The 25,196-nt window shown below is 70.8% G+C and carries 26 protein-coding genes; 10 read left to right on the top strand and 16 right to left on the bottom strand.

Annotation, left to right across the window (positions count from 1 at the left end; all coding sequences use genetic code 11):
• From ABZ622_RS23000 to ABZ622_RS22960, 9 genes are all read right to left on the bottom strand, one after another.
• A partial coding sequence (locus ABZ622_RS23000) for a hypothetical protein (protein ID WP_360545957.1) occupies positions 1–291 on the bottom strand: 291 nt, incomplete at its 3' end.
• Between the two features lie 190 nt (positions 292–481).
• Positions 482–1,114 (bottom strand): aminodeoxychorismate/anthranilate synthase component II, encoded by a 633-nt coding sequence (locus tag ABZ622_RS22995; protein ID WP_360545955.1) that lies wholly within the window; start codon positions 1,112–1,114, stop codon positions 482–484.
• On the bottom strand, positions 1,111–2,646 hold the full coding sequence (locus tag ABZ622_RS22990; protein WP_360545953.1) for an anthranilate synthase component I family protein: 1,536 nt from the start codon (positions 2,644–2,646) through the stop codon (positions 1,111–1,113). Before ABZ622_RS22990 ends, ABZ622_RS22995 begins: the two co-directional genes overlap by 4 nt.
• 12 nt (positions 2,647–2,658) lie before the next feature.
• Positions 2,659–3,693 (bottom strand): 2,3-diaminopropionate biosynthesis protein SbnB, encoded by a 1,035-nt coding sequence (gene sbnB / locus ABZ622_RS22985; protein WP_360545951.1) that lies wholly within the window; start codon positions 3,691–3,693, stop codon positions 2,659–2,661.
• A gap of 142 nt (positions 3,694–3,835) precedes the next feature.
• Positions 3,836–6,895: a BTAD domain-containing putative transcriptional regulator gene (locus ABZ622_RS22980; RefSeq protein WP_360545949.1), complete on the bottom strand. Its 3,060-nt coding sequence runs from the start codon at positions 6,893–6,895 to the stop codon at positions 3,836–3,838.
• 249 nt (positions 6,896–7,144) lie between these two features.
• A complete protein-coding gene (locus ABZ622_RS22975; RefSeq protein WP_360545947.1) occupies positions 7,145–8,749 on the bottom strand; it encodes an acyl-CoA carboxylase subunit beta in 1,605 nt (534 codons plus the stop codon).
• A gap of 10 nt (positions 8,750–8,759) precedes the next feature.
• Positions 8,760–8,957, bottom strand: a complete 198-nt coding sequence (locus ABZ622_RS22970; protein ID WP_360545945.1) for an acyl-CoA carboxylase subunit epsilon — start codon at positions 8,955–8,957, stop codon at positions 8,760–8,762.
• A 229-nt stretch (positions 8,958–9,186) separates the two neighbouring features.
• Positions 9,187–10,029, bottom strand: coding sequence for a MerR family transcriptional regulator (locus ABZ622_RS22965; protein WP_360545943.1), 843 nt, complete (start codon positions 10,027–10,029; stop codon positions 9,187–9,189).
• A gap of 28 nt (positions 10,030–10,057) precedes the next feature.
• Positions 10,058–10,864: an alpha/beta fold hydrolase gene (locus ABZ622_RS22960; RefSeq protein ID WP_360546007.1), complete on the bottom strand. Its 807-nt coding sequence runs from the start codon at positions 10,862–10,864 to the stop codon at positions 10,058–10,060.
• Between the two features lie 572 nt (positions 10,865–11,436).
• Between ABZ622_RS22960 and ABZ622_RS22955 the strand changes: the two genes are divergently transcribed.
• Positions 11,437–12,093, top strand: a complete 657-nt coding sequence (locus tag ABZ622_RS22955; protein ID WP_360545941.1) for a TetR family transcriptional regulator — start codon at positions 11,437–11,439, stop codon at positions 12,091–12,093.
• Between the two features lie 109 nt (positions 12,094–12,202).
• Positions 12,203–13,750, top strand: coding sequence for an FAD-dependent monooxygenase (locus ABZ622_RS22950; RefSeq protein WP_360545939.1), 1,548 nt, complete (start codon positions 12,203–12,205; stop codon positions 13,748–13,750).
• Positions 13,751–13,825: 75 nt separating this feature from the next.
• Here the strand turns inward: ABZ622_RS22950 and ABZ622_RS22945 are convergent, their stop codons facing one another.
• Positions 13,826–14,722 (bottom strand): alpha/beta fold hydrolase, encoded by an 897-nt coding sequence (locus tag ABZ622_RS22945; protein ID WP_360545937.1) that lies wholly within the window; start codon positions 14,720–14,722, stop codon positions 13,826–13,828.
• Positions 14,723–14,802: 80 nt separating this feature from the next.
• The gene (locus ABZ622_RS22940) at positions 14,803–15,246 is read right to left on the bottom strand and encodes a nuclear transport factor 2 family protein (RefSeq protein ID WP_360545935.1); all 444 of its coding nucleotides are present in this window, start codon (positions 15,244–15,246) and stop codon (positions 14,803–14,805) included.
• A gap of 87 nt (positions 15,247–15,333) precedes the next feature.
• Here ABZ622_RS22940 and ABZ622_RS22935 point away from each other — a divergent pair, with 87 nt between their 5' ends.
• Both ABZ622_RS22935 and ABZ622_RS22930 read left to right on the top strand, forming a co-directional pair.
• The gene (locus ABZ622_RS22935; RefSeq protein WP_360545933.1) at positions 15,334–15,903 is read left to right on the top strand and encodes a PadR family transcriptional regulator; all 570 of its coding nucleotides are present in this window, start codon (positions 15,334–15,336) and stop codon (positions 15,901–15,903) included.
• Entirely contained in the window at positions 15,890–16,705 is an 816-nt protein-coding gene (locus tag ABZ622_RS22930; RefSeq protein ID WP_360545931.1) for an SGNH/GDSL hydrolase family protein, read from the top strand. Before ABZ622_RS22935 ends, ABZ622_RS22930 begins: the two co-directional genes overlap by 14 nt.
• A gap of 76 nt (positions 16,706–16,781) precedes the next feature.
• On the opposite strand, the gene ABZ622_RS22925 is transcribed toward ABZ622_RS22930, so the two are convergent.
• The 3 genes from ABZ622_RS22925 to ABZ622_RS22915 form a co-directional block, all read right to left on the bottom strand.
• Positions 16,782–17,726 (bottom strand): peptidoglycan recognition family protein, encoded by a 945-nt coding sequence (locus tag ABZ622_RS22925; protein WP_360545929.1) that lies wholly within the window; start codon positions 17,724–17,726, stop codon positions 16,782–16,784.
• A gap of 227 nt (positions 17,727–17,953) precedes the next feature.
• On the bottom strand, positions 17,954–18,172 hold the full coding sequence (locus ABZ622_RS22920) for a DUF4287 domain-containing protein (protein WP_360545927.1): 219 nt from the start codon (positions 18,170–18,172) through the stop codon (positions 17,954–17,956).
• A gap of 78 nt (positions 18,173–18,250) precedes the next feature.
• Positions 18,251–19,054 (bottom strand): alpha/beta hydrolase, encoded by an 804-nt coding sequence (locus ABZ622_RS22915; protein WP_360545925.1) that lies wholly within the window; start codon positions 19,052–19,054, stop codon positions 18,251–18,253.
• Between the two features lie 140 nt (positions 19,055–19,194).
• Here ABZ622_RS22915 and ABZ622_RS22910 point away from each other — a divergent pair, with 140 nt between their 5' ends.
• Together ABZ622_RS22910 and ABZ622_RS22905 are read left to right on the top strand one after the other, a co-directional pair.
• A complete protein-coding gene (locus ABZ622_RS22910) occupies positions 19,195–19,803 on the top strand; it encodes a TetR/AcrR family transcriptional regulator (RefSeq protein ID WP_360545923.1) in 609 nt (202 codons plus the stop codon).
• 136 nt (positions 19,804–19,939) lie between these two features.
• Positions 19,940–20,218, top strand: a complete 279-nt coding sequence (locus ABZ622_RS22905; protein WP_360545921.1) for a hypothetical protein — start codon at positions 19,940–19,942, stop codon at positions 20,216–20,218.
• On the opposite strand, the gene ABZ622_RS22900 is transcribed toward ABZ622_RS22905, so the two are convergent.
• The gene (locus ABZ622_RS22900) at positions 20,178–21,119 is read right to left on the bottom strand and encodes an EamA family transporter (RefSeq protein ID WP_360546005.1); all 942 of its coding nucleotides are present in this window, start codon (positions 21,117–21,119) and stop codon (positions 20,178–20,180) included. The two genes, ABZ622_RS22905 and ABZ622_RS22900, sit on opposite strands and share 41 nt — an antisense overlap.
• A 170-nt stretch (positions 21,120–21,289) precedes the next feature.
• Here ABZ622_RS22900 and ABZ622_RS22895 point away from each other — a divergent pair, with 170 nt between their 5' ends.
• On the top strand, positions 21,290–22,195 hold the full coding sequence (locus ABZ622_RS22895; protein ID WP_360545919.1) for a LysR family transcriptional regulator: 906 nt from the start codon (positions 21,290–21,292) through the stop codon (positions 22,193–22,195).
• Between the two features lie 49 nt (positions 22,196–22,244).
• On the opposite strand, the gene arsM is transcribed toward ABZ622_RS22895, so the two are convergent.
• Positions 22,245–23,060, bottom strand: a complete 816-nt coding sequence (gene arsM / locus ABZ622_RS22890) for an arsenite methyltransferase (RefSeq protein WP_360545917.1) — start codon at positions 23,058–23,060, stop codon at positions 22,245–22,247.
• 104 nt (positions 23,061–23,164) lie between these two features.
• Between arsM and ABZ622_RS22885 the strand changes: the two genes are divergently transcribed.
• From ABZ622_RS22885 to ABZ622_RS22875, 3 genes are read left to right on the top strand one after another with little or no spacing between them, the layout of a single operon-like run.
• Complete coding sequence (locus tag ABZ622_RS22885; protein ID WP_360545915.1) at positions 23,165–23,557, top strand: metalloregulator ArsR/SmtB family transcription factor; 393 nt, start codon at positions 23,165–23,167, stop codon at positions 23,555–23,557.
• The gene (gene arsB / locus ABZ622_RS22880) at positions 23,554–24,669 is read left to right on the top strand and encodes an ACR3 family arsenite efflux transporter (protein ID WP_360545913.1); all 1,116 of its coding nucleotides are present in this window, start codon (positions 23,554–23,556) and stop codon (positions 24,667–24,669) included. Before ABZ622_RS22885 ends, arsB begins: the two co-directional genes overlap by 4 nt.
• The gene (locus ABZ622_RS22875) at positions 24,662–25,072 is read left to right on the top strand and encodes an arsenate reductase ArsC (RefSeq protein WP_360545911.1); all 411 of its coding nucleotides are present in this window, start codon (positions 24,662–24,664) and stop codon (positions 25,070–25,072) included. The genes arsB and ABZ622_RS22875 overlap by 8 nt, the downstream gene beginning before the upstream one ends.
• Positions 25,073–25,196: the final 124 nt, after the last annotated feature.

The raw sequence follows: 25,196 nt of genomic DNA, 5'->3' as shown, positions 1-25,196 counted from the left end.
CGTCGATGCCTGAGCGGCCACGGGGCTCGGGTGCCACGGGTCGTCCAGCGTCGATGCCTGAGCGGCCACAGGGCTCGGGTGCCACGGGTCGTCCAGCGTCGATGCCTGAGCGGCCACAGGGCTCGGGTGCCACGGGTCGTCCAGCAGCGTGGCGGCGGCGGTGGTGTAGGAGCCGACGCGGTCCGCCCGGCCGGCCTCCGAGACGGTCTGCACGGTGGCGAATATCGCCGCGCCGGCGAGCGTCACGACGGCGGTCTGCTGGATCTTCCCGGTGATCGCGTTGAGCTTCATGATTTCTTTTCCCCCTATGAACTGTTTCGGCTCGTTCCGACATCCAGAACATTAGGAAGGACCGGTTTCGAATCATTATCGCCAGGACTTCCGCCCATCAGACGCAGCAATAAATTTGATATAACCGCTGCTCAGCGCCATCCGGACGAAAATATTCCAGCATCTGGACGGTGCGGGCGAGGGGTCGATTTCAATTTCCGACGGATCCCGCGCGCGAGTTCCGCATATCGGTCTCCTCCCGTGCGGGGCCGGCCCGTCGGGCGGCCGTCAGAAAGTTGTCCAGGAGCCGCAGGCCGCCGACCGTGGTGATGGACTCGGGGTGGAACTGCACCCCTTCCACGGCCAGCGTGCGATGCCTCAGCCCCATGACGTAGCCGTCGTCCTGGGCATGCGCGGTGGCGATCAGCGGGGGCGGCAGCGGTTCGTCGGCGATCAGCGAGTGGTAGCGCGTGGCGGTCATCACCGGTTCCAGCCCCTCGAACACCCCCGCGCCGTCGTGGCGTACGAGGCTGGTCTTGCCGTGCTTGAGCCGCTCGGCGACCGTGACCCGCCCCCCGTACGCCAGGCAGATCGCCTGGTGGCCCAGGCAGATGCCGAGCAGCGGTACGGACCCGGCGAAGGTGCGCACCAGCTCCACGTGGCCCGAGTCGGCCGCGTGGCCCGGCCCGGGGCCGAGGACCACCGCGTCGGGCCTCAGGCCGGCGAGCTGCTGCGGGGTGCGGGTGTGCGACCGTACGACGTCGGTGTCGGCGCCCAGGGTGCGCAGGTACTGGTCGATGATGTGGGTGAAGCTGTCGTACGCGTCGACGAGCAGGACCTTCACGGCAGCAGCTCCTCACCGGTCAGCGCCCAGTAGGCCGCGCCCATCTTGTGCAGGGTCTCGCGCCACTCGGCCCCGGGGGACGAGTCGGCGACGATGCCCGCGCAGCTCTGGGTGGAGTAGGTGCCGCTGCGCCCGTCGTGCACGATCGTGCGGATGCACAGGGCGAGTTGGCTCCAGCCGCGCAGGTCGACGAGGCCGACGGCGCCCGCGTACATGCCGCGCGGCTCGCTCTCCAGCTCCTCGATGATCTCCATGGCGCGGATCTTGGGTGCCCCGGTGACGGTGCCCGCCGGGAAGGTGGCGCGCAGCACGGACCAGGTGTCGTCCTCGGGGGCGAGGGTGCCCTCGACGGTGGAGACGAGATGGAAGACGTGCGAGTACGTCTCGACGGTCATCAGGCCGTGTGCCTCCAGCGTGCCGGGCAGGCAGACCCGGCCGACGTCGTTGCGGCACAGGTCGACGAGCATGACGTGCTCGGCCCGTTCCTTCTCGTCGGCGACGAGCCGGGCGACCCGGGCCTCGTCGACGCCGGGGTCGCCGCTGCGCGGCGCGGTCCCGGCGATGGGCCGCATGACGACCTTGCCGCCCTCGGTGCGGAAGAGCACTTCGGGGCTGGCGCCGATGACGGTGCGCCCGTCGCGCGGTACGAGGTACATGTACGGGGACGGGTTGCGGCCGCGCAGTCGCCGGTAGACCTCGAAGGGTTCGAGGCCGGATTCGACGTCGATGCGGTGGCCGATCTGGATCTGGTAGATGTCGCCGACGCCGATGTGTTCCAGGCAGCGCCGGGCCCGCGCGAGGAAGGTCTCCTCGTCGCAGGTGTCGCGTACGGAGTGCGGCCGGGGTGCCTCGGGCAGGACCTCGGGGACCGGGCCGACGGCGGCGACCGCCCGGACGGTCTCCTCGGTCAGGTCGAGGGGTTCCGGGTCGGGGAAGACGTCGCTGTGCGCGGTGAGTCTGCGTACGGTGCCCGGTTCCGGGCCGTACCAGACGGTCTCGCGGAACAGGCCGAGCACGATGTCGGCTTCGCCGTGGTCGCGGTCGCCCCGCTCGGGCAGGGTCTCCATGTGCCAGGCGGAGCCGTAGCCGAAGGTGGCGAGGAAGCCGAAGGCGTAGCTGTCGTGCGGCCGGCTCGTCTCCACGGTGAACAGGTCCTGGACGGCGCGCAGCAGTTGCCAGACCTGGTCGCCGTGGAGGAGACCGCGTTCGTTGCCGGGCCGGGGGGCGAGGCCGAGGCGGTCGGCGGCCGTGAGGGCCGCGGCGACGACGGCTTCGGCGCCGTCGACGGAGATCCGGTCGGCGTGCACCCGGATCTCGGCGAGCAGTCCGTGGCCGACGACGGTGGCCCCGGGGGACTGTCCGGGGCCTTCGCGGCTCTCCAGCAGGAAGACGTCGTGCGCCGACTGTTCGCGCAGGGCGGCGTACAGGTCGAGCGGTTCGTGCGGGGCGAGGGCGGTCTCCGTCACCCGTACGGTGATGGGGCCCGGGCCGGGCCCTGCGGGCCGGGGCGGGCTGTCGAGCAGAGTGGTCACTGTCGTCTCATCTCAGCCGTATCGGCGCATCTCGTGGAAGAAGTCGTCCACGACGGCGAGTCGGCCGTCGGCGCGCAGGGTGTCGTAGATGTGTCTGCCGACCGCGAGGTCCAGGACGCCGAGCCCGAAGGGCGAGAAGACGACGGGCCGGTCGTCGGGGATCTTCAGCTCGCCGGTGAGTACGTCGTACAGCGTGCCGTCGATGAACTCCCGGTTCCCGCTGAGCTGTTCGGCGAGGTGCGGGGACGTGTCGGCCTTGAGGCAGTGGTCGATGTCGTCGACGACGTTGGTGGCCGCGAGGATCACCTCGGGCGACAGGTCGCGCAGCGACACATGCAGGACCAGCGGGTTGTGGGTGAACCACGCCGGGTCGGTTACGTGCGGGGCGCCGGCGACGGTGGCGAAGACGACGACGTCGCTGGAGCGGATCAGCTGTTCGGGGCCGGTGTGCAGGGTGACCCTGCCGTTGTCGCCCTCGCGGTCCAGGTGTTCGGCGAAGCCCCGGGCGTGCTCGTCCGACAGGTCGTACACCCCGGTCTCCTCGAAGCTCCAGCCGGTGCCGGCGAGGTACTGGTGGATGAACCGGGCGATCAGGCCGGTGCCGAAGAAACCGATCCGGCGCGGCCGGTCACGCCCCTCGGTGAGCCGGTCCGCGGCGAGCGCCGCCGAGGCGGCGGTGCGGGCCGCGCTGATGATGGAGCTCTCCAGGCAGGCCAGCGGGTAGCCGGTGGCCGGATCGTTGAGGATGAGCACGGCGGAGGCCCGGGGGATCCCGGCCGCCACGTTCTCGGGGAAGCTGGAGATCCATTTGATGCCGTCGACGGGTGCGTCGCCGCCGAGGGAGGCGGGCAGGGCGATGATGCGTGAGGTGGGGCGGTCGGGGAAGCGCAGGAAATAGGACGGCGGGTTGACCGTGTCACCACCGCCGTGCACGCGGTAGGCCGACTCGATCAGCCGGACCGCTTCCTCGTGCCGGCCGTCGAGGACTCGGTGCACCTGGGCGCCGGGGATCACGGCGAACGAGGGCACCCCGGGGGTAGGCGGCATCACAGACTCCACAGCTCTCGGGAAACCGAATTTCTGTGACGACGCTAGGCAATCGGCTTATCGGCGTGATATCGCCGGATTAAGCGGACCCCGCCCCACCGCCCGTGGCCGGCCCTCGAAAGAATGGCCGGTCCTTTTCTTCCTATTCGCCGACTCCCACCCCCGGGAAAAGCTCCGGGGAGGGATCCGAGGAAAGCTCCGGGGCGGGATCCGGGGAAAGATCCGAGGAAGGATCGGGCGACAGCCCCGGCGAGACTGCCGGAGAAATCTCCGGGGAGCCGCTGAGCTCCCGGGCGACCTCCTCCTGCCAGTGCGTGGCCCCTCTGCGGGTGAACAGCTCCTTGGCGCCCAGGAGTTCGGCCCGCGCCTCCTCGTCCCGGCCCAGCTCCCGCAGGAGTACGCCGAGTTTCAGCCGGATCGATCCCTCGACCACGGGGCTGCCGAGCCCGCGGGCGACCTTGCGGCCCTGGACGTACGCGGTCTCGGCCGATTCGAGCGCGCCGAGCGCCACCCGGGCCTGGCCGAGCCCGTACAGCGCGTGCGCGAGACCGTGGGTGTCGGCCTTCGCCCGGGACAGCTCCTCCACGCGCAGGTAGGACTCCTCGGCCTCCTCCGCCCGCCCGGACAGGAGCTGCGCGCTGCCCAGCCGGTACAGGCACTGGGCGAGGCTGCGCGAGGCGCCGGGGTCCATGGACTCCGCGACCCGTACCGCGTCCCGGGCGTGGCCGAGGCTGGCCTCGTAGTTGCCCCGGTCCAGCTCCAGCTGGGCCATGTTCTGGAGGACGGACGACTCCGACGACAGGTCGCCGGCCTCGCGGAAGATGGGCAGGGCCCCGCGCAGCCGGTCCGCCGCCGCGTCGGGGTCGCCCTGGAGACGGTGGACGACCGCGAGGTTGCGCAGGACCAGGGCCCGGCCCAGCCGTTCGTCCAGGTCTCCGTACAGCTCCAGCGCCTCCTCGGAGCGCGCCTTCGCCTCGTCCATGCTCTGCCGCATCAGCGCGGCGGCCCCGGTGTGGTGCAGCATGACCGCCTGGCCCAGACGGTCGTCGGCGGCACGGGCCGCGTCCAGGGCGTGCACGGCGCAGCTCTCCCAGTTCTCCACGTAGCTGCGCGTCTCGAAGAGCACGGACGCGGACCCCGTGAGGTCCCAGGCGAGATCGGCCATGCCCATCCGGGCCGCCTGCTCGACCATGCCCACCAGGCAGAGCCGCTCCGCCTCGAACCAGGCCAGCGGGTCGGCGAGCAGCTCCTCCAGCAGGTCCGTGTCGATGGTGGCCGGCTCGGTGCCGCTGTGCACGATGCTGAACTCCCCGCCGCTCTCCCTGCGGTGGGCCTCGCGGGCGATGGTCAGGGCGGTGCGGAAGACCCGGTGGCAGGCGTCGTGCCAGGCCTCGTCCGACTCCTCGTCCCGGGCGCGCTCCCCCGCGTACAGGCGCAGCAGGTTCTGGAAGCGGTAGCGCAGCCGGCCGGTCGCGTCGACGCCCACGACCTCCAGGAACTGGGTGTCCACCAGGTCCTCCAGGAGCAGCTCCGCGTGGATCACGTCGACGTCGAGCAGGGCGGCGGCCACCCAGGAGGTGAAGTCCGGTACGTCGGCGAGGCCGAGGCGCCGGTAGAGGCGGGCCGCGTCGACGGAGAGGTAGCGGTAGCTGAGCTCGAACCCGGCCCGGACCCGGGACTCCCCCTGGCTCAGCTCGTCGAGCCTGCGCCGCTCGTCGCTGAGTCTGGCCACCAGGTGCCGTACCGACCAGTGCGGCTTGGACGCGAGGCGTGCGGCGGCGATCCGCAGCGCGAGCGGCAGCCGGTCGCAGAGCTCGACCAGGCGGGTCGCGTCCGTGCGGGCGGCGGCGATCCGCTCCTCTCCGGCGATCTTGGCGACGAGTTCGACGGCCGCGTCGGGCGGCAGTACGCCCAGGTGGACGCGGGCTTCCTTGGGCCAGGTCACCAGCTGCTCCAGCTGGTCGCGGCTGGTGACGACCACACAGCTGGCGCCGCTGCCCGGCAGCAGTGGGACGACCTGGGCGTGGGTGCGCACATTGTCCAGGACGATCAGTGCGCGGCGTTCGGTGAGCAGGCTGCGATAGAGCGCGATCCGCTCCTCCAGCGCCTCCGGGATCTGCTGCCCCGGCACACCGAGCGAGCGCAGGAAGCGGCCGAGAACGTCGGCGACGGGGGCGGGCTCGTGCTGCTCGTCGTAACCCCGCAGGTCCGCGAAGAGCCGCCCGTCGGGGAAGTCGTCGGCGGCCCGGTGCGCCCAGCGCAGCGCGAGGCCGGACTTGCCGACCCCGGCGACACCGGTGATCAGGCCGACGGTGGGTGTCTGGAGCGCCGCCCCGGACTCGATCACCAGCGCGTCCAGGGCCGTGAGTTCGCTCTCGCGGCCGGTGAACCCCGGTACGTCTGGGGGCAGTTCGGAGGGGACCACGACGACTTCGGGCGCCGCGGCCTCGGTCCCGACGGAGACCGGTCCGTCGGCCGGGGTCAGCGACGGGTCGTCGCGCAGGATCAGGTCGTGCAGTTCCTGGAGGTCCGGGCCCGGTTCGAGCCCCAGCTCCTCGATGAACTGCTCGCGCGCCTCCCGGTAGGACTCCATGGCCTCGGCGCGCCGGCCCGCCCGGTACTGGGCGAGCATCTGGTGGTACCGGGTCCGCTCGCGCAGCGGGTTCTCCTGCACGACCCCGCCGAGCTCGGGCAGCAGCTCGTAGTGGCGCCCCAACGCCAGCTGGACGGCGGTGGCGTCGTCATAGGCGTTGAGCCGGTACTCACCGAGACGGCCGGCCTCCTCCTCGACGAGCAGCCCGGACACCCCGGCGAGCGCGGGCCCGCGCCACAGGTCGAGGGCGCGCCGGTACCGGCCCGCCGCGTCCTCCAGGCGCTGCTCCCGTGCGTCGATCTCCGCCTGGGCGACGAGTGCGGTGAACTCCACCGAGTCGATGTAGTGGCTCTCGACATCGAGGAGGTAGCCCGGATGCGCGGTCACGATGGTGTCGTCGGCCGCGCCCTGCGCCTTGAACGTCTTGCGGAGCGCGGCGATAACGATGGCGATCTGGGTACGGGCGGTGGCGGGCGGATTCCCGTTCCACACTTCGTGCACCAGAGTGTCCACCGGCACGGTCCGGCCGGGATTGAGCAACAGCAGAGCGAGCGTGGTCCGTTGACGTGCCCCGCCGATGACCACCTTTCGCTCGCCCGACGTCACCATGAGTGGGCCAAGGATTTTGAATAAGAACCGTTCCCCCACCGGGCCTCCCGTTTCCCCCACCCCGAGGAATTCCGGGATCACATTACCCGTCCAGGAGTTCGAAACGGGTGATCGGCGACGAACTCCCGGTGGCCGGTCCCCGATGCCGGGGGCGGACACACCGTCCGGGACCGTTTACCTGTCATATGCGGTCACATCCGCACGGGTCCGATCGGCCGCGATCGGCTGCGATCGGCTCCGCCGGAGAGGCTACTGCGGGGGGTTTCCGTGTTTGCGGGAGGGCAGGTCGGCGTGCTTGTTGCGGAGCATCGCCAGGGATTTGACGAGCACCTCCCGGGTTTCGGCCGGATCGATGACGTTGTCCACGAGCCCGCGCTCGGCGGCGTAGTACGGGTGCATGAGTTCGGCCCGGTACTCCTCGACCATGCGGGCGCGCATCGCCTCCGGGTCCTCGGCGGCGGCGATCTGCCGACGGAAGATGACGTTGGCGGCCCCCTCGGCGCCCATCACCGCGATCTCGTTGGTGGGCCAGGCGTACGTCAGGTCCGCACCGATGGACTGACTGTCCATCACGATGTACGCACCGCCGTACGCCTTGCGCAGGATGAGGGAGATCCTGGGCACGGTCGCGTTGCAGTACGCGTACAGCAGCTTCGCACCGTGCCGGATGATCCCGCCGTGCTCCTGGTCGACGCCGGGCAGGAAGCCGGGTACGTCCAGCAGCGTGATGATGGGGATGTTGAAGGCGTCGCACATCTGGACGAAGCGGGCGGCCTTCTCGGAGGCGCCGATGTCCAGCACCCCGGCCAGTGACTGCGGCTGGTTGGCGACGATGCCGACGACCTGTCCGTCGAGCCGGGCCATGGCGCAGATGATGTTGCGGGCCCAGCGCTCGTGGATCTCCAGGTAGTCGCCGTCGTCGACGATCTCCTCGATGACCTCGTGCATGTCGTACGGCCGGTTGCCGTCGAGGGGGACGAGGTCGAGGAGCCCGTCGTTGCGCCGGTCGGCGGGGTCGCGGGTGGGCTGGACGGGCGGGTCCTGCCGGTTGTTGGAGGGCAGCATCCCGATCAGGTAGCGGACCTCGGCGATGCAGGTCTCCTCGTCGTCGTACGCGAAGTGCGCGACGCCCGAGGTCTCGGCGTGCACGTCCGCGCCACCCAGCCCGTTCTGGGTGATCTCCTCACCGGTCACCGCCTTGACCACGTCCGGCCCGGTGATGAACATCTGCGAGGTCTCACGGACCATGAACACGAAGTCGGTCAGCGCCGGGCTGTACGCCGCGCCGCCCGCGCACGGGCCGAGCATCACGCTGATCTGCGGAATCGCACCCGAGGCCCGGGTGTTGCGCTGGAAGATCCCGCCGTATCCGGCGAGCGCGGAGACGCCCTCCTGAATACGGGCGCCGGCGCCGTCGTTCAGGGAGACCAGCGGCGCACCGGCCGAGATGGCCATGTCCATGATCTTGTGGATCTTCGTGGCGTGGGCCTCGCCCAGCGCACCGCCGAAGATCCGGAAGTCATGGGCGAAGGCGAAGACGGTCCGGCCGTCCACGAGCCCCCAGCCGGTGATGACCCCGTCGGTGTACGGCTTCCTGTTCTCCAGCCCGAAGCCGGTGGCCCGGTGCCGCCGCAACTGCTCGACCTCGCAGAAGGTGCCCTCGTCGAAGAGGAGCGCCAGCCGTTCGCGCGCGGTCAGTTTGCCCTTGGCGTGCTGGGCCTCGGTCGCCTTCTCACTCGGCCCGCTGCGGGCCAGTTCCCGCAGGGCGTGCAGCTCCACGACACGCCCCCGGACATCGGCCGGGGCGGCGGCATCCGCCGAGAGAGAGGCGGAGGGGTCGATGGTCGTCGTCATGGCGGTCCCCTCACTGCCAGCTGAGCGGGGCGTTGTACCGGTCCGCGTGCCGCCACCACCGCGACCCGGCGACGGCCCGCCTCTGCGGCGACTGTTCCCGCTCGGCCCGCAACGCGAGCAACACCACGGTGAGCGCAGCCAGTTCCTCGTCGGTGGCCTGCCCCCGCTCGACGCTCAGCGCGATCCCGGAGCTGTCCGGACTGTCCATCTCACCCTCCTTCGCCTCCGGGGAGCTCACTACGGAGAACTCCCGCCTCCGGGGAGTTCACTGCGGAGAACCCCACGGCCCCTCATGGGACGACGGATTCCTTGCGGGGGGCTACGCGGCTCCTATGCGGAGGTATCAGTGGCGGGGATCCGTTCGCGCCGCACGTCGTCGGATTCCAGCGTCGGATGTCCTTCGGGGGTTGATCAAGCTGTCGGCACGGCGGAAGGTTCTACTGACCGCAGCATTCACTCCGGGAACGCTGCACCGCGGTGTCGTCCTGCCGTTGTCCGGCCGCACCTCGCCTTGGGCCCACGCGTTCGAGCCGGGTCCAGCCGGTCCAGCCTCGCTCCTTCAGCAACTCGATCAGTCGACGGGCCAGCGGCGCGGTGTCGAACGCCAGCGTGTCCATCAGCTCGGCGAACGGTCGCTCGATGTCGACATCGTCGACGTAGTCGTCGCCCCGTTCATCGGCCAGCTGCGTGAGGTGGGCGGCCAGCTTGTCGGCCAGCTCGACCAACCGTGCGTCCTCGTCGGTCCGGTCGAGAGCCTGGCCCAGAGTGAGGTAGAAGTCGATGAACTGCGGGTCGGCAATCTGCTTCCGCTTGCGTGCCATCCACTCCGGGACTCGCTCGGGTGAGTGCGCGGCCAGCGGGATCCAGCCGTCACGTTCGACCCGCACAAGTCGCTCGTCGACCCCGAACGCCCGCAGCCGGTCGAGAAACTCGACCACCTCCGGGGGCAGCGCCAGACTGTCCCCGGCGGCGAGGCGGGCGATCCGCTCGCGGTGCCGCTGTCGCTCCCGGATCTCCGCCCGTAACCGCTTGTCGATGTCTGCGACCGTCGCGGCGAACTCCTCCTGGTCGGCCTGTAGCAGCTCCCGCACACGCGCCAGCGGGACCCCGGCCTCGGCCAGGGTCCGGATCCTGATCAGCTCGACCACGGCGCCGGCTCCGTACCTCCGGTAGCCGGAGTGATCCCGCTCCGGCTCCGGCAGCAGCCCCTTGGCGTGATAATGCCTCACCGCACGCACCGTCACTCCTGCGTACGACGCCAGCTCGCCGATCGTCAGCATCGGACCAGTCTCCCAGGGGCTGTCCGGTTCAAGAGGCCAGCCTGTCGGCCGGGAGGTGTGAGTTCCGGATGATCCGGGCGATTTCCGGAGCGTGGGTGAAGACCAGCCGGTGGTCGGCGTCGAGCCAGGACGCGGAGACGTACGGCCGCTCGTGGACGAGCCGCTCGAAGCCGGCACGCCAGAGCCGGTTGTGCCGCGGTGCACGCCCTTCGGTTCTGCCGCCGGCGATCGAGGTCGACATGATCATGCTGATCGGACGGTCGATCTTCCGGTACCGGTCGAGGATTTCGGACCGAACCACATCGATTTCAAGATTCAGGTCGAGGATGTCCTGTGCGGTGAGCAACACCTGACGCGCGGTGCCCTCGGTCCGCTCGGCCGCATGCCACGACACTTGATCCTCCGCCATTGCGCGGAATTCCGCCAGGTCAGCCTCGGTGATGAACGGTTCGGGCAGCGGGTTCGCCCCGTCGATGAGGACAAGCTCGGAGATGCTGTCAGGGTGCTCGGAGGCATGATGCACGGCCAGATCCGCGCCCAGCGAGTAGCCCACGAGCACGGGCGCCGACGGCAGGCCGAGACGTCCCAGCTCCGCCAGCACGGCGACGAGATCGCTCAGAAACGCCTCGAAGGAGTACCGGTCGGCGGCCGAGGCCAGGCCATGGCCCCTGAAGTCGAAGGTCACCACATCATGGTCGCGCCGCAGCAGCTCGGTCAGCTCGTGCAGATCGGCCTGTGTCGAGTTCAGCCCGGGGCACAGGACCAGCGGTCGCCCCCGGCCGCCGCGGGATACCGGGATCGTGACGCCGTCGTGGTGGACCTCGAAGTGCCGCATCGTGCTGTCCTCTCGCTCGGCCCGCTCCCCGCCGTCGCCGTACGGCCTGCGCGGCCCGGCCACCTCGATCGCATTGGTTTTCGCAGTCATGCCAAACCATGCTGGGAGGTTGCCCCTGCGTCAGGGTCAACCCTCGCGGCGACCTGCCTCCACGACGCACCCAACTCACTTATCAGCAAGCCAAGTTGAACCTATTGCAGCGCAAGCGTGGAGCACTGCTGCCCCTGGGCGTCGCGGCGATGGCCGTCGTCGGCCTGAGCACGCCTTCCGCCCAGGCGACGGACTGGACGCACATCGGCCTGTACGGGAGCAAGTCCCGGCGTATCGACGCCGGTCAGCAGTACCAGCGCGAGGGCTGGTCGGAATGGAAGTGCACGAACAAGCCGGGCACGGCTGAGTACCGGCTCCGCACCCGCCGAGCCCACGCCCCAGCGGCGCCGGGGACCGGAAGCGGGGCGTCAGCCACCTCACCGGTCACCGGCGCCGGCACGGCACCTCCGGCAGACCACTCAGAAATTCTTTCCGTTTCGGCAATTTTGCCATCTCGGCAAGATTTGTTCTACGCTGCTCGCATGACATCAGCAGACGAGGTCCCCACGGCCGGGCAGCCCGGACTCCGCGAGCGCAAGAAGCGCGAGACCCGGGTCGCGTTGAGCCAGGCGGCGATCCGGCTCTGCGTCCTGCACGGCTGGGCGGACGTGACGGTCGACCGGATCGCGGACGAGGCCAACGTCTCCGTCCGCACCTTCCGCAACTACTTCTCCGGCAAGGCCGAGGCGATCGCCGCCAGCCACCTGGAGAGAATGCTCCAGGTCGCCGAGGACCTGCTCGCGCGCCCGGCCGGCGAACCGCTCTGGGACTCGCTGCTCCACGCCGTCCTCGGCCGGTTCGCACCGTCGGAGAGCCCCACGTCCCGGAACGCGCCGCAGAACGAGCGGTGGCGTGAGGGAGTGCGGCTGATGCTCGGCGAACCCGCGCTGGCCGGTGAGATCGTCAAGGCCAACGCCGCCGCCCAGCAGGAGCTGGCCAGGGCCGTCGCGCAGCGGACCCGCACCGACGCCGAACGGGACGTCTACCCGAAGCTGGTCGCGGCCGTGGTCGCGGCCGGCAGCGCGGTGGCCGTCGAGCACAACCTGCGCGCCGACGAACCCGCGCCGCTCGGCGCGGTCCTGGCCCAGGTCTTCGAGCAGCTCGCCGCCGGTCTGCCGGTCCCGAGCGAAGAGCGCTGACCACCAGACAGCCGGCGCGCCCCCTCTCTCTTCCACAGCAAGGAGCGGCGGCCGCCGCACGCCCGGCGCCGCCCCTGTCCTTCCCTTTCCGCACCAAGGAGGCACGACCGTGACAGCCGACGTGATCATCGTGGGAGGCGGCCCGAACGGGCTGATGCTGGCCTGCGAACTGAGCCTGGCAGGCATCAGCCCGATCGTGCTGGAGCAGCTCCCACAGCCCAGCACCGAACCCAAGGCCAACGGCCTGCTCGGCCAGGTGGTGCGGCTGGCCGACCACCGCGGCCTGCACGAGCCGCTCAGCGGCAGCCCGGAGCCCCCGCAGCCGAACTCCGCGTACTTCATGTTCGCCGCCATGGGCCTCGACCTCGGCCTGCTGGACGCCAGTCCGGTCTTCGGCCTGGCCGCCCCGCAGCACCGCATCGTCCAGGTCCTGGAGGAGCGCGCCCGCGCACTCGGCGTCGACCTGCGGCGCGGGCACCGGGTCAGTGCTGTCGCCCAGGACGAGGACGCCGTCACCCTCGACGTCACCGGCCCCGACGGCGACCGACAGCTCCGCGCCCGCTACGTGGTCGGCGCGGACGGCGCGCACAGTGTGATCCGCAAGCTCTCCGGGATCGGGTTCCCCGGCGTCAGCTACGACCGCCGCACCAACCGCACCGCCCACGCCACCGTCCCGGCCGACTGGGTCGACCCCGGCAACGGTGCGCTCACCGTGCCCGGCCACGGGCCGGTGCTGCCCTTCCTGCCCCACCGCACCGACGGGGGCGGCTTCTCGTACGCGCCGTTCCCCGGGCAGCCGCCGCTGATCAGCACCACCGAGTGGGACCAGCCCGCGACCGACGAGCCGATGACCCTGGCCGAGATGGAGTCGAGCGTCCGCCGCGTCCTCGGCGTCGACCTGCCGCTCGGCCCGCCGGACGGGCCGGGTCCGCATGTGCTGCGGCGGCTGACCGGCGGCAATACCCGGGTCGCCGACCGGTTCCGCGACCGCCGGGTCCTCCTCATCGGCGACGCCGCCCACGTCTACACCGCCGGCGGCGGCCCCGGGCTGAACCTCGGCCTCCAGGACGCCGCCAACCTCGGCTGGAAGCTCGCCGCGACGCTGCACGACACCGCCCCGCCCGGCCTGCTCGACAGCTACGACACCGAGCGCCGGCAGGCCGCCCGCCGCATGGTGCTCAACGCCGAGGCGCAGTCCGCGCTCACCGCGCCGGGGAGCGGCACCACGGCCCTGCGCGAGCTCTTCACCGAGCTGCTCACCGGCAAGGAGGTCGTCCAGCGCCTCGCCGACCTCACCGCGGGCACCGACGTGCGCTACGACATGGGCATCCCGGATCCCCACCCCGCGGTCGGCTACTTCGCACCGGAGCTGGAGCTGATCACCGGCACGGAGAAGGTCCGGCTCGCCGAACTCGCCCGGAGCGCCCGGCCGTTGCTGATCGACCTCACCGAGGACCGGTCGGTGGCAGCCGTACTGGCGAAGGATCAGGGCGCCATCGACCCGGTAGTCGCACAGGCCGTCGGCGGCCCGGCCGGCCTCTCCGCCCTGCTGGTGCGCCCCGACGGATACGTGGCCTGGGCCGGCGGCTCCCCCGCACCCGACGCGGCCGAACTGGCCGGACTGCGGACGGCGGTCGAGCGCTGGTTCACGGTCTGAGCAGCAGCCGGCCGGTGACGCGGAAGCTGTCGCTGTCACCGGCGGCTCGGCACCGCGAGGGTGGCCGGCGGCCGCTCAGCGGGTGCCGGCTGCCCGGGTGTGGGCCTCCAAGGCGTCGATGATCTCGGGCCAGAGCTCGCGGGGGCGGTCGTGCCCCATATCCGCGAGCAGCAGGAGCTTCGCGCCGGGCACCAGGTCGGCGGTGCGCCTCCCCCCGCTGGGGGCGGTCAGTGTGTCGTCCAGACCGTGGATCACCAGCGTCGGCACTCGAAGCCCGCGGAGCGCGTCGGTGCGTGGGCCGCTGAGGATCATTGCCGCGAGCTGCCGCCCGGCTCCGGCCGGGTAGTGGGCGCGGTCGTAGCTCCGGGCAGCCAGCTCACGGAGGGGTGCCGGTCTGCCGTACCGCTTGGAGGCCCACACCAGGTCCCTCTCCGCCGCCGCGATGTACCCCTCGCGGTCCGACGGCTTCGGGCTGGAGACCACGGCCTGGGCCTCGGGACTGGGTTGACCGTACTCGGGCTCGCCGGTCGAGGACATCATCGACGTCAGGGTCAGCACTCGGGCCGGCCGGCTGATGGCCATCGTCTGGGCGATCATGCCGCCCATGGAGGATCCGACCACGTGAGCCCGCTCGATTCCGAGCGCGGTGAGCAGACCGAGGCCGTCGTCGGCCATGTCCTGCAGTGTGTAGGGCGCCATCGCGCGGGCGGACGCGATGTCTCCCGAACTCACGGCGTCGATGAACCGGCCCATGTCGACGGGATGTTCGTCGAACTTGGTGGACAGCCCACAGTCGCGGTTGTCGTACCGGATCACGTAGCGTCCACGTTCCGCGAGCGCGCGGCAGAGGTCCTCGTGCCAGGCGATCAGCTGAGCGCTGAATCCCATCACGAGGAGGACGGCCGGGTCAGAGGGGTCACCGAAGGTCTCGTACTCGATGGACACTCCGGGCAGGGCTTCGACAAGTGGCATGCCCGAAGTGTCCCAGCGCCGACCGTCCACGCGCATCCGGGATCAGCGCCGACCGTCCGCCGGGGAGTACGGGACAGTCCCTAGCGGTCGGCCGCCCCGGGGACGAGGCCGTCGGCGACCAGGCCCTCCAGCACAGCCTGGCCCAGAGCCTGCACGGCGGACTGGGGGCGGACCATCACTGTGAACTCCTTGATCCGGCCCGCCCCGTCGAACTGGAGCAGGTCGATGCCGTGGATCTGTTTGCCGTTCACGGTGGCCCGGAAGAGCAGGACCGTCGACGGGGCTTCCTCGCCGTCGGCACTCGTCTCGGCCGTGCCCTCGAAGTGTCCGACGTAACGGAAGTCCTCGAAGGTGCGCAGCAGTACGCCGAAGAGCCCCAGCACCATGGGCCTGCCCTCGAAGGGGGTGAACTTCACCGGGCTGTAGAGACGGATGTCCTCGGTGAACAGCTCGCCCAGTGTGGCCAGTTCGCCCTTCTCCACCGCGGTACGGAAGCGTTCGGCAGTCTCTACGGTCTCCACCATGGCTCCTCCTGTTACTCAAGAATGTGATTAGTCATTTTCTTGAGTATGATGCGGTGGCGGACGAGGAAAGGGAAGGGGGTCTCTTCGATGGCCTTGCGACATGCCGTGCTGGCGGCACTGCTGGACGGTGAGTACAGCGGATACCAGCTGGCGAAGGCGTTCGACATCGGCGTCGCGAACTTCTGGCACGCCCTGCCGCAGCAGCTGTACGCGGAGTTGGCAAAGCTGGAGAAGGAAGGGCTGGTCGCGGGGCGGCAGGTGGTCCAGGAGACCCGGCCCAACAAACGTCTCTTCCAGGTCACCGACGCCGGTCGCGCCGAGCTGGAGAAGTTCGCCGCGGCCGTGTCGAAGCCCTCGTTCATCCGCGACGATCTGCTCGTCAAGGTCCAGGTCGCCGACCGTATCGGCACGGCGTCGGTGATCGAGCAGCTCGATGAGCGGGCGTCCGCGGCCGACGCCAAGATCGAGCTGCTCGGCAAGCTGCTGCGGCAACTGCGCGGCGACGCGGACGAGGAGGAGTTCCTCCGCCGGGGCGAGCGGATCGGTCCGTATCTGACCTGTCTGCGCGGCCTGGCCTTCGAGCAGGAGCACCGGGACTGGTGCCGGCGGATCGCGGCGGTTCTCCGGGCGAGGCGGTCGACGCATGCCGAAGGGTGAGTACCTGCGCTACGTCGCCCTGGGCGACAGCCAGACCGAAGGGCTCGGCGACGGGGACGACACCGTCGGGCTGCGGGGCTTCGCCGACCGGCTCGCCGAGCACCTCGCGGCCGTCGACCCGGGGCTCCGGTACGCCAACCTCGCCGTACGGGGCCGGGTCGCCGGCCAGGTCCGCGCCGAACAACTGGCGCCGGCCCTGGCCCTGCGGCCCGACCTGGCCACCGTCGTCTCCGGGGTCAACGATCTGCTCCGGCCCCGGTTCGACGCCGCGGAGGTGGCCGGGCACATGGAGGAGATGTTCGCCGCGCTCACCTCGGCCGGGGCTCGGGTGGTGACGCTGACCTTCCCCGACGTGGGGAAGATCGCGCCCCTCGCCCGGCCGGTCAGGTCACGCGTGTTCGACCTCAATACCCGCATCCGTGCCGCGGCCGCCCGTCACGGGGTCGCCGTCGCCGAAACCGGCCGGGCGGCCGTCGCCACCGATCCCCGGCTGTGGAGTGCCGACCGGCTCCACGCCAGTCCCCTGGGCCACGAGCGGATCGCCGCAGCCCTCGCCGAAGCGATCCACCTGCCCGGCAGCGACGACGCCTGGACTCTCCCCCTGCCTCCGCGGACGGTCCCCACGCGCCGTCAGGCCGCGGCGGCCGAACTGCGCTGGGCGGCCGCGTTCCTCGGCCCCTGGCTCGGACGCCGCCTTCGCGGCCGGTCCTCCGGCGCCGACCGCACCGCGAAGCGTCCCCGGCTGCTGCCCCTGAGCGCCGCACCCGGCCCCGCGGCAGGGAGCCGGCCGGAAGGTGCCTAGACCGACCGGCAATTGGGGGGCGGCGTCGCGGGGCTGGGTACGCGCCTTCTCCCGCCCCCCCGATTGCCCGTCGGTCTCAGGCGTCCGCGGTATCGGTATCGATGGCGGCCCGTTCGATCGCGGCCTCGACCGCGGCGACGACGGTCCGTGTGTCGGCGCCCGTGCCGATCTGACCGGCGAGCGCGGTGATCGCGGCGGTCTGGGCGGCCATCCGCTTGTCCATGGACCGGATGCGGGCCTGCATGTCCTTCAGGATGGACTGCGGCTGCCACGTGGGGTTCGTCTTGTGGTCCGCCGCGTCCGACGGGCCGCCGATCGCGTCGGTCTTCCACACGGCGTCGAAGATGTCGCGCTTGGTGATGCCTGCCATGGGGTCCTCCTCCTGGTCCGAGCCGGGGTTCCAGCTCGCGGGGTGCTTGAGCCGCTCGGAAACGTCGGCGCGGAGCTTGGGCATGGTGAAGCCGCGGGGGTCGATCTTGTCGTTCGACCACTCCAGGTGGCCGATCACCGACTTCGCCGACCATTTGTGCGCCCGGCACAGGGCGGCCTGGACGCGGACGATCGCGTCGTACTGGGCCTTGGGCCAGGGGTCCTTGCCGTCGCCGAGGTTCTCGCACTCCCACCCGTAGAACCGCGCGTTGCCGTCGATCCCGTTGCTGTTGCCGCGGGTCGGCGGAGTCGGCCGGGTGCCGTACGACTCCGCTATGACCTGGTCCAGCACCTTGGGGTCGCCGCCACCGGCATGATTCGCGCGCCCCCAGCCGACCATGTGCACCCGGCCGTCCTTCGCGATCATCCCGTGGCACAGCGGGCCGGGCAGGTCCGCATAGCCGTCGTAGACCATCCGGACCGTCGCCGCGGTGCCCTTGGTCACGGTGTGGTGCACGATGCTGCCGTGAACCGGGCCCCACGGGCCCTTCGAGTTGCGGTTGTGGGTACGCCAGTTGCCGACCTCGACCACGCGCACGCCTTCGGCGCGCAACGCCTTGAGCACAGCGGAGGCCGACAGAGGACTAGCCATTCGTTTCCCTTTCAGCCCGAGGGGTACGGGACGTCGCGGACCCTGTGTACGGTTCACCACCGTCCGCGTGAACGCGAACCGCGTTGCGGTGGCGACCATTCCATAAGAGCTCCATACCCTCGCAATGGCAGCCGAACTCAACCGCGCGACCCGCAGTGTGCACGGACCGTCAGCGGCGAACGATCCGATGCGGCCCGGCCGGGATTCCGCGCACGGTGCGCAGGAGTTCACTCGCCGCTGGACTTCGCCTCGGCCAGGGTGTGTGCGACGAGGGCGTTGGCATGGCCGTGGCCCAGGCCGTGCTCGGTCTTGAGCCAGGCGACGAGCTCCATGTGCTTGGTCAGGGGCGACGAGCGGACAAGGTTCTTCCACTCCGCGATCGGGCGGCCGTACTTCTTCTCGATCGAAGGGAAGTAGCTGGCGGGGCCGTTCACCGGTGCAGTCATGTCGTTGCCTCTCCTGTGTGCGTATGCGGTGGTCCCGGGAGCCGTGCGGTTACCTGCCCGGGCGGGCGAAGGTGCTGGTCACGCCTTCTGCCCGGCGGCGAAGAAGCCGTCCAGGACGGGAGCGAGGGACTTCGGGTCGATGTTGTGGTCCTGGCCGGGGAAGGTGTGCAGGGTGAAGTTGTCCGCCAGCGCGACGAGTTCCCTCGCCCCGTTCAGCATGGACTCCTCGCCGGCACCGCCGATGCCGACGAGGACGGGGACCGTCACGGACTGCCAACGGTCGGTGGGCAGAGGGCGGCCGGACATGGTGTCGCCCATGATCTGGCCGTCGTAGGGCAGGGTGCGGGCAGTGGCCTCCAGCCCGGCCCAGAACGGGGCTTGCCGCATCCCGGCGACCGCCTCGGCGGGCATCCCCACGGCCGCGGTCATGAAGTAGGCGACAGCATCGCCATATGCCTCCCGGGCCACGAGCGCCTTCAGGTGGTCGACGTAGTCGGCGGGCAGCGGAGGACGGGTGGAGTCGACGATGAACGGCGGTTCGTACAGGGCCAGACGGGAGGCGGCGCTGCCCCGGGCCACGGCCTCCAGCGCCAGAACAGCACCGGAGGACATGCCGAAGACCATCGCCTCGCCGCCCGCGCGCCCGATCAGTGCGTCCAGGTCCTCGACCTCGCGCTGTACGTCGTACGCCGCGCCGTCCCCGCTGTCGCCGCGGCCCCGGCGGTCGTACGTGAACACGGTGAACCGCTCGGCCAGCAGAGCGGCGAGTTCGGCGGAGTCACCCCTGGTCATGAAGGCGGCGCCGACGAGCACCACCGCGGCGCCCGAGCCCTGCTGCTCGTAGGCGATGGCCGTGCCGTCGGACGAGAACACCTTGTCCATGCGAGATCCCTTCTCCCATTTCCTACGCGGTGCGGGACCGTAATCCCGCACAACCAAACTGGACGGTACAGTACTCGCGTGAGTACTGGCCAGTCCAGTACTCTTCGGTGGGGGCGGACCGAGACAGGGAGTTGTTGACGATGGACAGTCGTTCAGCGCGCAAGCACCAGGCAATCCTGGAAGCCGCGACCACGGTGTTCCTGAGCAAGGGGTACTCGAGAACGAGCATGGACGACATCGCCAAACTGGCCGCGGTGTCCAAGCAGACGGTCTACAAGCACTTCGCGGACAAGGAGAAGCTTTTCTCCGAGATCGTCCTGGCCACCACCGACCGCGTCGACGGCATGATCGACCTGGTGGCCGCCATCCCCGCGGACGCCGACGGCCTGGAAGAGAACCTGACCCGGCTCGCCCACCAGTTCCTGGTCGCCCTCACCCAGCCTCAGGTCCTTCAGCTGCGACGTCTGATCATCGCCAACGCCGATACCTTCCCCGAGCTGGGTGCCGCCTGGTACGAGCAGGGCTTCGAAAGGGTCCTGGTCACCCTGGCGGACACCTTCCGGCGCCTCGCCGACGACGGCCTGCTCCGGACCGACGACGCGATGCTGGCCGCCCATCACTTCTCCGGCCTGCTGCTGTGGATCCCCGTGAACAAGGCCATGTTCCACGGCAGCGCCCAGCACGCCGAGGAGGACCTCGACCACTACGCCGCTGCCGGCGTCCGGGCCTTCCTGGCCGCCCACCGCTGATCCGGCGGAGCGCACCGCCGTACGCGAGGGCGACGTGGATCAATCGGTGTGTGGAACGGGCGCAGCGCTCCGCGAGCCGGCGTGGTCCAGGTAGTCGAGGCGCAGCCGTTCCCGGTCGCGACAGGCGGAGACCAGGGTGGTCAGCACGTCCGCCGAGACGGCCGGGGCTGGGCGGTCGGCCGGCACGGCCACGGTGTACGCCTGGGGTGTCCGCACCCGTCGTCGCAGCCGTGCGGGCAGCTCCGGCGTGACCGTCGCCCTGCACACCGATATCGCCGTCCGGCGCTTCGCCGGGCGCGACCACAACGTCACCCGCTGGACCGAGCTGGAGCGCGGCGGCAACTTCCTCGCCCTGGCGCAGCCGGAGGCGTTCGTCAGCGACGTCCGCGCCTTCTTCGGCTCGCTCGACGCCTGACACCCGCGCTCGGGGGCCCGGAAACGCCCGGGCGGCCCACGGCCTGAACCACCGGGTCGGGACCGCTCCGGCTCTTCCCGCTCTCCGTGCTCTTCCCGGTGGGGGCGGCCGCGATGACGGCGACGGCGTTCGCGCCGACGATCACCAGGATCGCCGCCCACGCGGCCGTATCGAGGGCCTGATCCAGCACGATCAGTCCGATCAGGGCGGCGAAGACCGGGTTCACGCTCATGAACACGCCGAAGAAGTGTGCCGGGACGCGCCGCAGCGCCAGCAGATCGGCGAGGAACGGCACCGCCGAGGAGAGCACCCCGGCGGCCAGCGCGCAGGCGAGGGCGCCAAGGGTGGGGGGACGGTGCCAGAGCGCCAGGACGCCGACGGGAACGTAGAGGGCGCCGGAGATGGCTGCGGCCGCCGCCGAGCCCTCCAGGCCGGGCAGCCGTCGGCCGACGGTCCGATTGAGTACGACGTAACAACCCCAGCACACCGCGGCCAGCAGGGCCAGGCCGATGCCCGGATAGTCGGTGGACGGGGAGGGGCGGGCGAGCACGACGACCGCGGCCGCGGCGGCCAGCGCGCACAGCGCGTCGGTCCGGCGCCGGGAGCCGGCCAGCGCCACGGTCAGCGGGCCGAGGAACTCCAACGTGACGGCCAGCCCGAGCCCGATGCGGTCGATGGCCGTGTAGAGCGACAGGTTCATCGTCGCGAAGACCAGCGCCAGCCCCAGCACGGGCCGCCACTGCGCCCCGGTGAACGACCGCAGCCGCGGCCGGCCGGCCGCGCACAGCACTCCCGCGGCGACCCACTGGCGCACCGCCACCACCCCCGCCGGCCCCAGTACCGGGAACGCCAGTGCCGCCACCGACGCCCCGGCCTGGTTGGACAGCCCGCTGCCCAGCATCAGCGCCGTCCCGCCGAGACGGGTCCCCTCCCGGCCGTGCACATTGCCGGCGGCAGCGGCGGGATCGGGCCCGGCAGCGTCATGTGAGGTCTCCAGCACCATGTCCCCACGGTGCGGCCCCCATCCGCATACGCAAAATGCATCCGAGCCACGTTCGATACGCTGAGCGTATGGATACGAGTCGAGGGAGCTCCGCCGGGCTGGAGCTGAGGCATCTGCGTTGCCTGGTCGCCATCGTCGACACCGGAAGTTTCACCGACGCGGCACTTGAGCTGGGCATCTCCCAGGCCGCCGTCTCCCGCAACCTGCTCGCCCTGGAGAAGGTCCTCGGGGTGCGGCTGCTGCACCGCACCAGCCGCACCGTCGCGCCCACCCCCGCCGGCGTACAGGCCCTCGCCCGCGCCCGGCTCCTGCTCTCCGGCGCCGACGAACTCGTCACCGAGGCGTCCGCCGGCCATACCCGCCTGCACATCGGCCACGCCTGGTCCGCCTTCGGCCGCCACACCACCGAGTTCCAACGCCGCTGGCACCACAGCCGCCCCGATACCGAACTCCGGCTCATCCGGCACAACGCCCCCACCGGGGGCCTCGCCGAAGGGCTGTGCGACCTCGCCGTCATCCGCGCCCCGCTCGACCTCAGGCCCTGGGCACATGCTCTGGTCGGCCACGAGGACCGCTACGTGGCCCTGGCCTCCGACGACCCCTGGGCCCGTCGGCGCAGCATCCGCCTGAACGAGATCCCCGACCGCACCCTCGCCATCGACCGGCGCACCGGCACCACCACCCTGGGGCTGTGGCCGGAAGACGAGCAGCCCGCCGTCGAGTACACCCACGACATCGACGACTGGCTCGCCGCCATCGCCACCGGCCGCTGCGTCGGCGTCACCCCTCGGGCGACCGCCGCCCAGTACCGCCGCGACGGCATCATCTATCGCCCCCTTCGCGACGCCGGCCCCGTACCCGTACAGCTGATCTGGCGCCGTCAGGACCCCCACCCGGCCACCCATGCCGCCGTCGCCCTCGCCATCGACCTCTACCGCGAGGACCACCGCACCGGGCACGCGGCCGAGGGGTGACCCCGCCGAAGTGATGCGCCGGGGCGGGCGCCGTCAGTTGTGGGCGCCGTCAGTTGTGGGCGGTGGCACCGCAGCACGAGTCCGCGGCAGTGCCGTCCCGGCCCGCGTCGTTACGGGTGGTGGGCTTGGTGGCGCGGACCATGGCGGAGTGCATGCCGTCGGCGACCGGGTGGGTGGGGGTGATTTCGATGTCGGTGAACCCGGCGGCTTCGAGGCCCTGGCGGTATTCGGTGAAGGAGAGTGCTCCGGCGATGCAGCCGACGTAGTCGCCGCGTTCGGCCCGCTGTTCGGGGGCGAGAGTGTCGTCGGCCACGACGTCGGAGATGCCGATGCGGCCGCCGGGGGCCAGGACGCGGATCATCTCGGCGAAGACGGCGGGCTTGTCGGTGGACAGGTTGATCACGCAGTTGGAGATGATGACGTCGATGGTGCCGGCGGGCAGCGGGACGGCTTCGATGGCGCCCTTGAGGAACTCGACGTTGGTGGCGCCGGCCTTCTTCTGATTGGCCAGGGCGAGGGCGAGCATTTCCTCGGTCATGTCCAGTCCGTACGCCTTGCCGGTCGGGCCGACACGGCGGGCGGAGAGCAGGACGTCGATGCCGCCGCCGGAGCCGAGGTCGAGGACGCGTTCGCCTTCGTGGAGGTCGGCGACGGCGGTGGGGTTGCCGCAGCCGAGCGAGGCCGCGACGGCCTCGGCGGGCAGGGCGTCGCGCTCGTCGGCCGCGTAGAGGGTGGAGCCGAAGTTGCTGTCGACCTCGATCGCGGAGGGGCCGCAACAGGCGGTGCCGCCTTCGGTGACCTGGACGGCGGCGGCCGCATAGCGGCGGCGGACGGTCTCGCGCAGGTCGGTGCTCTGCTCGCTCATGAGGTGACTCCTGTGGGAGGGGCCGGACTCCCGCCCGACCATGCTGCATTGACGTTCCTCGATGCAAGCTTGTGCCTTGGATCGAGAAACGTCAATATAGAAGAATGTCGAAACAAGAACTGGCGGTGCTCGGCCAGGACGGCGACAGGTGCTGCCCGACGCTGTTGACCGCGCCGATGGACGAGGACCGGGCCGCCGAGTTGGCGAAGGTGTTCAAAGCGCTGGGCGACCCCGTGCGGTTGCGGCTGCTGTCGATGATCGCCTCGCGGAACGGCGGTGAGATCTGCGTGTGCGATCTGACCCCGGCGTTCGATCTGTCGCAGCCGACGATCTCGCACCACCTCAAGCTGCTGAAGCAGGCCGGGCTGATCGCCTCCGAGCGCAGGGGTACCTGGGTGTACTACCGGCTGCTGCCCGCGATGACGGACAAGCTCGCCCAGGTGCTGGCGCGTCCGGAGTCCCCGTCCCATGACGAGCCGGCCGGGGCCGCGTCGTGAGCGGGCCGGCCACGCTCCCGACGGGTCCGGTGGCCGGGCGGCTGTCGCTGGTGGACCGGTTCCTGGCGGTGTGGATCCTCGTCGCGATGGCTGCCGGCCTGGGCCTGGGCCGCCTCGTTCCCGGTCTCGGCGACGCCCTCGCGAAGGTCACGGTCACCGGGGTCTCGCTGCCGATCGCGCTCGGCCTGCTCGTAATGATGTATCCGGTCCTGGCCAAGGTCCGCTACGACCGCCTGGGCACCGTCACCCGCGACAAGCGCCTGCTGGTCCCGTCCCTGGTCATCAACTGGGTGCTCGGCCCGGCCGTGATGTTCGCCCTCGCCTGGATCTTCCTGCCCGACCTGCCGGAGTACCGGACCGGACTGATCATCGTCGGGCTCGCCCGCTGCATCGCCATGGTCATCATCTGGAACGACCTGGCCTGCGGCGACCGCGAGGCCGCCGCCGTCCTCGTCGCGCTGAACTCCGTGTTCCAGGTGATCGCCTTCGCCGCTCTGGGCTGGTTCTACCTATCCGCCCTGCCCGGCCTGCTCGGCCTTGAGCAGACCGGCCTGGACGTGTCGGTGTGGGAGATCGCCCGCAGCGTGCTGATCTTCCTAGGCATCCCGCTCGCCGCCGGATTCGCGACGCGCAAGCTGGGCGAGAGGGCTCGCGGCCGGGCCTGGTACGAGTCCCGGCTGATCCCGAGGATCGGCCCGTACGCCCTGTACGGGCTGCTGTTCACGATCGTCGTGCTGTTCGCCCTCCAGGGCGAAGCCATCACCTCCCGGCCGCTGGACGTGGTGCGGATCGCACTGCCCCTGCTGGTGTACTTCGCCGTCATGTGGGCGGGCTCCATGGCCCTCGGCAAGGCCGTGGGCCTCGGCTACCCGAAGGCGACGACGCTGGCGTTCACCGCCGCGGGCAACAACTTCGAACTCGCCATCGCGGTGGCCATCGCCACTTTCGGCGCTTCGTCCGGGCAGGCCCTGGCGGGAGTTGTGGGCCCCCTGATCGAAGTCCCGGTTCTGATCGGCCTGGTTCACGTGGCCCTGGCCGCCCGCCGCTTCTTCCCCGGGCCCGCCCGGTCCGCCCCGTCCGCCGTCGAGGAAGGTGGTCCCGCCCATGCCTGAACCCGTGCCGTCGGTGCTGTTCGTATGCGTCCACAACGCGGGCCGCTCGCAGATGGCCGCCGCGCTCCTCTCCCGGCTCGGCCGGGGCCGGGTCGAGGTCCGCTCCGCCGGCTCGGCCCCCGCCGACGCGGTGAACCCGGCCGTTGTGGAGGCGATGGCCGAGGTCGGCATCGACCTGTCCGCCCAGCTCCCGAAGGTGCTGACCGCCGAGGCGGTACAGGCGTCCGATGTGGTGATCACGATGGGCTGCGGAGACGCCTGCCCGGTCTTCCCCGGCAAGCGCTACCTGGACTGGAAGCTGAACGACCCGGCCGGTCAGGGGGCTGACGCGGTCCGCCCGATCCGGGACGAGATCGAATCCCGGATCCGCGACCTGCTGGCCGAACTCCTCCCCGCGAGTTGACCGGAGCCCATGTGAGAGGCATCGGCGGCCGTCACGCCGGGGCTGCCGACCCCGGCGCGACGGCCGCTCAGGAGATCGCAACGAAGATCCGCCGGGTTGCGAGCGATTCAACTACCGGATTGCT

It is taken from the genome of Streptomyces sp. NPDC007164 (assembly GCF_040634135.1).
Lineage (GTDB): Bacteria > Actinomycetota > Actinomycetes > Streptomycetales > Streptomycetaceae > Streptomyces > Streptomyces sanglieri.
The sequence above is the reverse complement of the archived record's forward strand: the minus strand, read 5'-3'. Positions and strand labels throughout refer to the sequence as shown.

Excerpts from the sequence above, each read along its gene's own strand:
- sbnB (WP_360545951.1), bottom strand. The coding sequence starts at position 3,693 with ATGCCGCCTACCCCCGGGGTGCCCTCGTTCGCCGTGATCCCCGGCGCC.
- ABZ622_RS22980 (WP_360545949.1), bottom strand. The coding sequence starts at position 6,895 with ATGGTGACGTCGGGCGAGCGAAAGGTGGTCATCGGCGGGGCACGTCAA.
- ABZ622_RS22975 (WP_360545947.1), bottom strand. The coding sequence starts at position 8,749 with ATGACGACGACCATCGACCCCTCCGCCTCTCTCTCGGCGGATGCCGCC.
- ABZ622_RS22970 (WP_360545945.1), bottom strand. The coding sequence starts at position 8,957 with ATGGACAGTCCGGACAGCTCCGGGATCGCGCTGAGCGTCGAGCGGGGG.
- ABZ622_RS22965 (WP_360545943.1), bottom strand. The coding sequence starts at position 10,029 with ATGCTGACGATCGGCGAGCTGGCGTCGTACGCAGGAGTGACGGTGCGT.
- ABZ622_RS22960 (WP_360546007.1), bottom strand. The coding sequence starts at position 10,864 with ATGCGGCACTTCGAGGTCCACCACGACGGCGTCACGATCCCGGTATCC.
- ABZ622_RS22955 (WP_360545941.1), top strand. The coding sequence starts at position 11,437 with ATGACATCAGCAGACGAGGTCCCCACGGCCGGGCAGCCCGGACTCCGC.
- ABZ622_RS22945 (WP_360545937.1), bottom strand. The coding sequence starts at position 14,722 with ATGCCACTTGTCGAAGCCCTGCCCGGAGTGTCCATCGAGTACGAGACC.
- ABZ622_RS22940 (WP_360545935.1), bottom strand. The coding sequence starts at position 15,246 with ATGGTGGAGACCGTAGAGACTGCCGAACGCTTCCGTACCGCGGTGGAG.
- ABZ622_RS22935 (WP_360545933.1), top strand. The coding sequence starts at position 15,334 with ATGGCCTTGCGACATGCCGTGCTGGCGGCACTGCTGGACGGTGAGTAC.
- ABZ622_RS22930 (WP_360545931.1), top strand. The coding sequence starts at position 15,890 with ATGCCGAAGGGTGAGTACCTGCGCTACGTCGCCCTGGGCGACAGCCAG.
- ABZ622_RS22925 (WP_360545929.1), bottom strand. The coding sequence starts at position 17,726 with ATGGCTAGTCCTCTGTCGGCCTCCGCTGTGCTCAAGGCGTTGCGCGCC.
- ABZ622_RS22920 (WP_360545927.1), bottom strand. The coding sequence starts at position 18,172 with ATGACTGCACCGGTGAACGGCCCCGCCAGCTACTTCCCTTCGATCGAG.
- ABZ622_RS22915 (WP_360545925.1), bottom strand. The coding sequence starts at position 19,054 with ATGGACAAGGTGTTCTCGTCCGACGGCACGGCCATCGCCTACGAGCAG.
- ABZ622_RS22910 (WP_360545923.1), top strand. The coding sequence starts at position 19,195 with ATGGACAGTCGTTCAGCGCGCAAGCACCAGGCAATCCTGGAAGCCGCG.
- ABZ622_RS22900 (WP_360546005.1), bottom strand. The coding sequence starts at position 21,119 with ATGCTGGGCAGCGGGCTGTCCAACCAGGCCGGGGCGTCGGTGGCGGCA.
- ABZ622_RS22895 (WP_360545919.1), top strand. The coding sequence starts at position 21,290 with ATGGATACGAGTCGAGGGAGCTCCGCCGGGCTGGAGCTGAGGCATCTG.
- arsM (WP_360545917.1), bottom strand. The coding sequence starts at position 23,060 with ATGAGCGAGCAGAGCACCGACCTGCGCGAGACCGTCCGCCGCCGCTAT.
- ABZ622_RS22885 (WP_360545915.1), top strand. The coding sequence starts at position 23,165 with ATGTCGAAACAAGAACTGGCGGTGCTCGGCCAGGACGGCGACAGGTGC.
- ABZ622_RS22875 (WP_360545911.1), top strand. The coding sequence starts at position 24,662 with ATGCCTGAACCCGTGCCGTCGGTGCTGTTCGTATGCGTCCACAACGCG.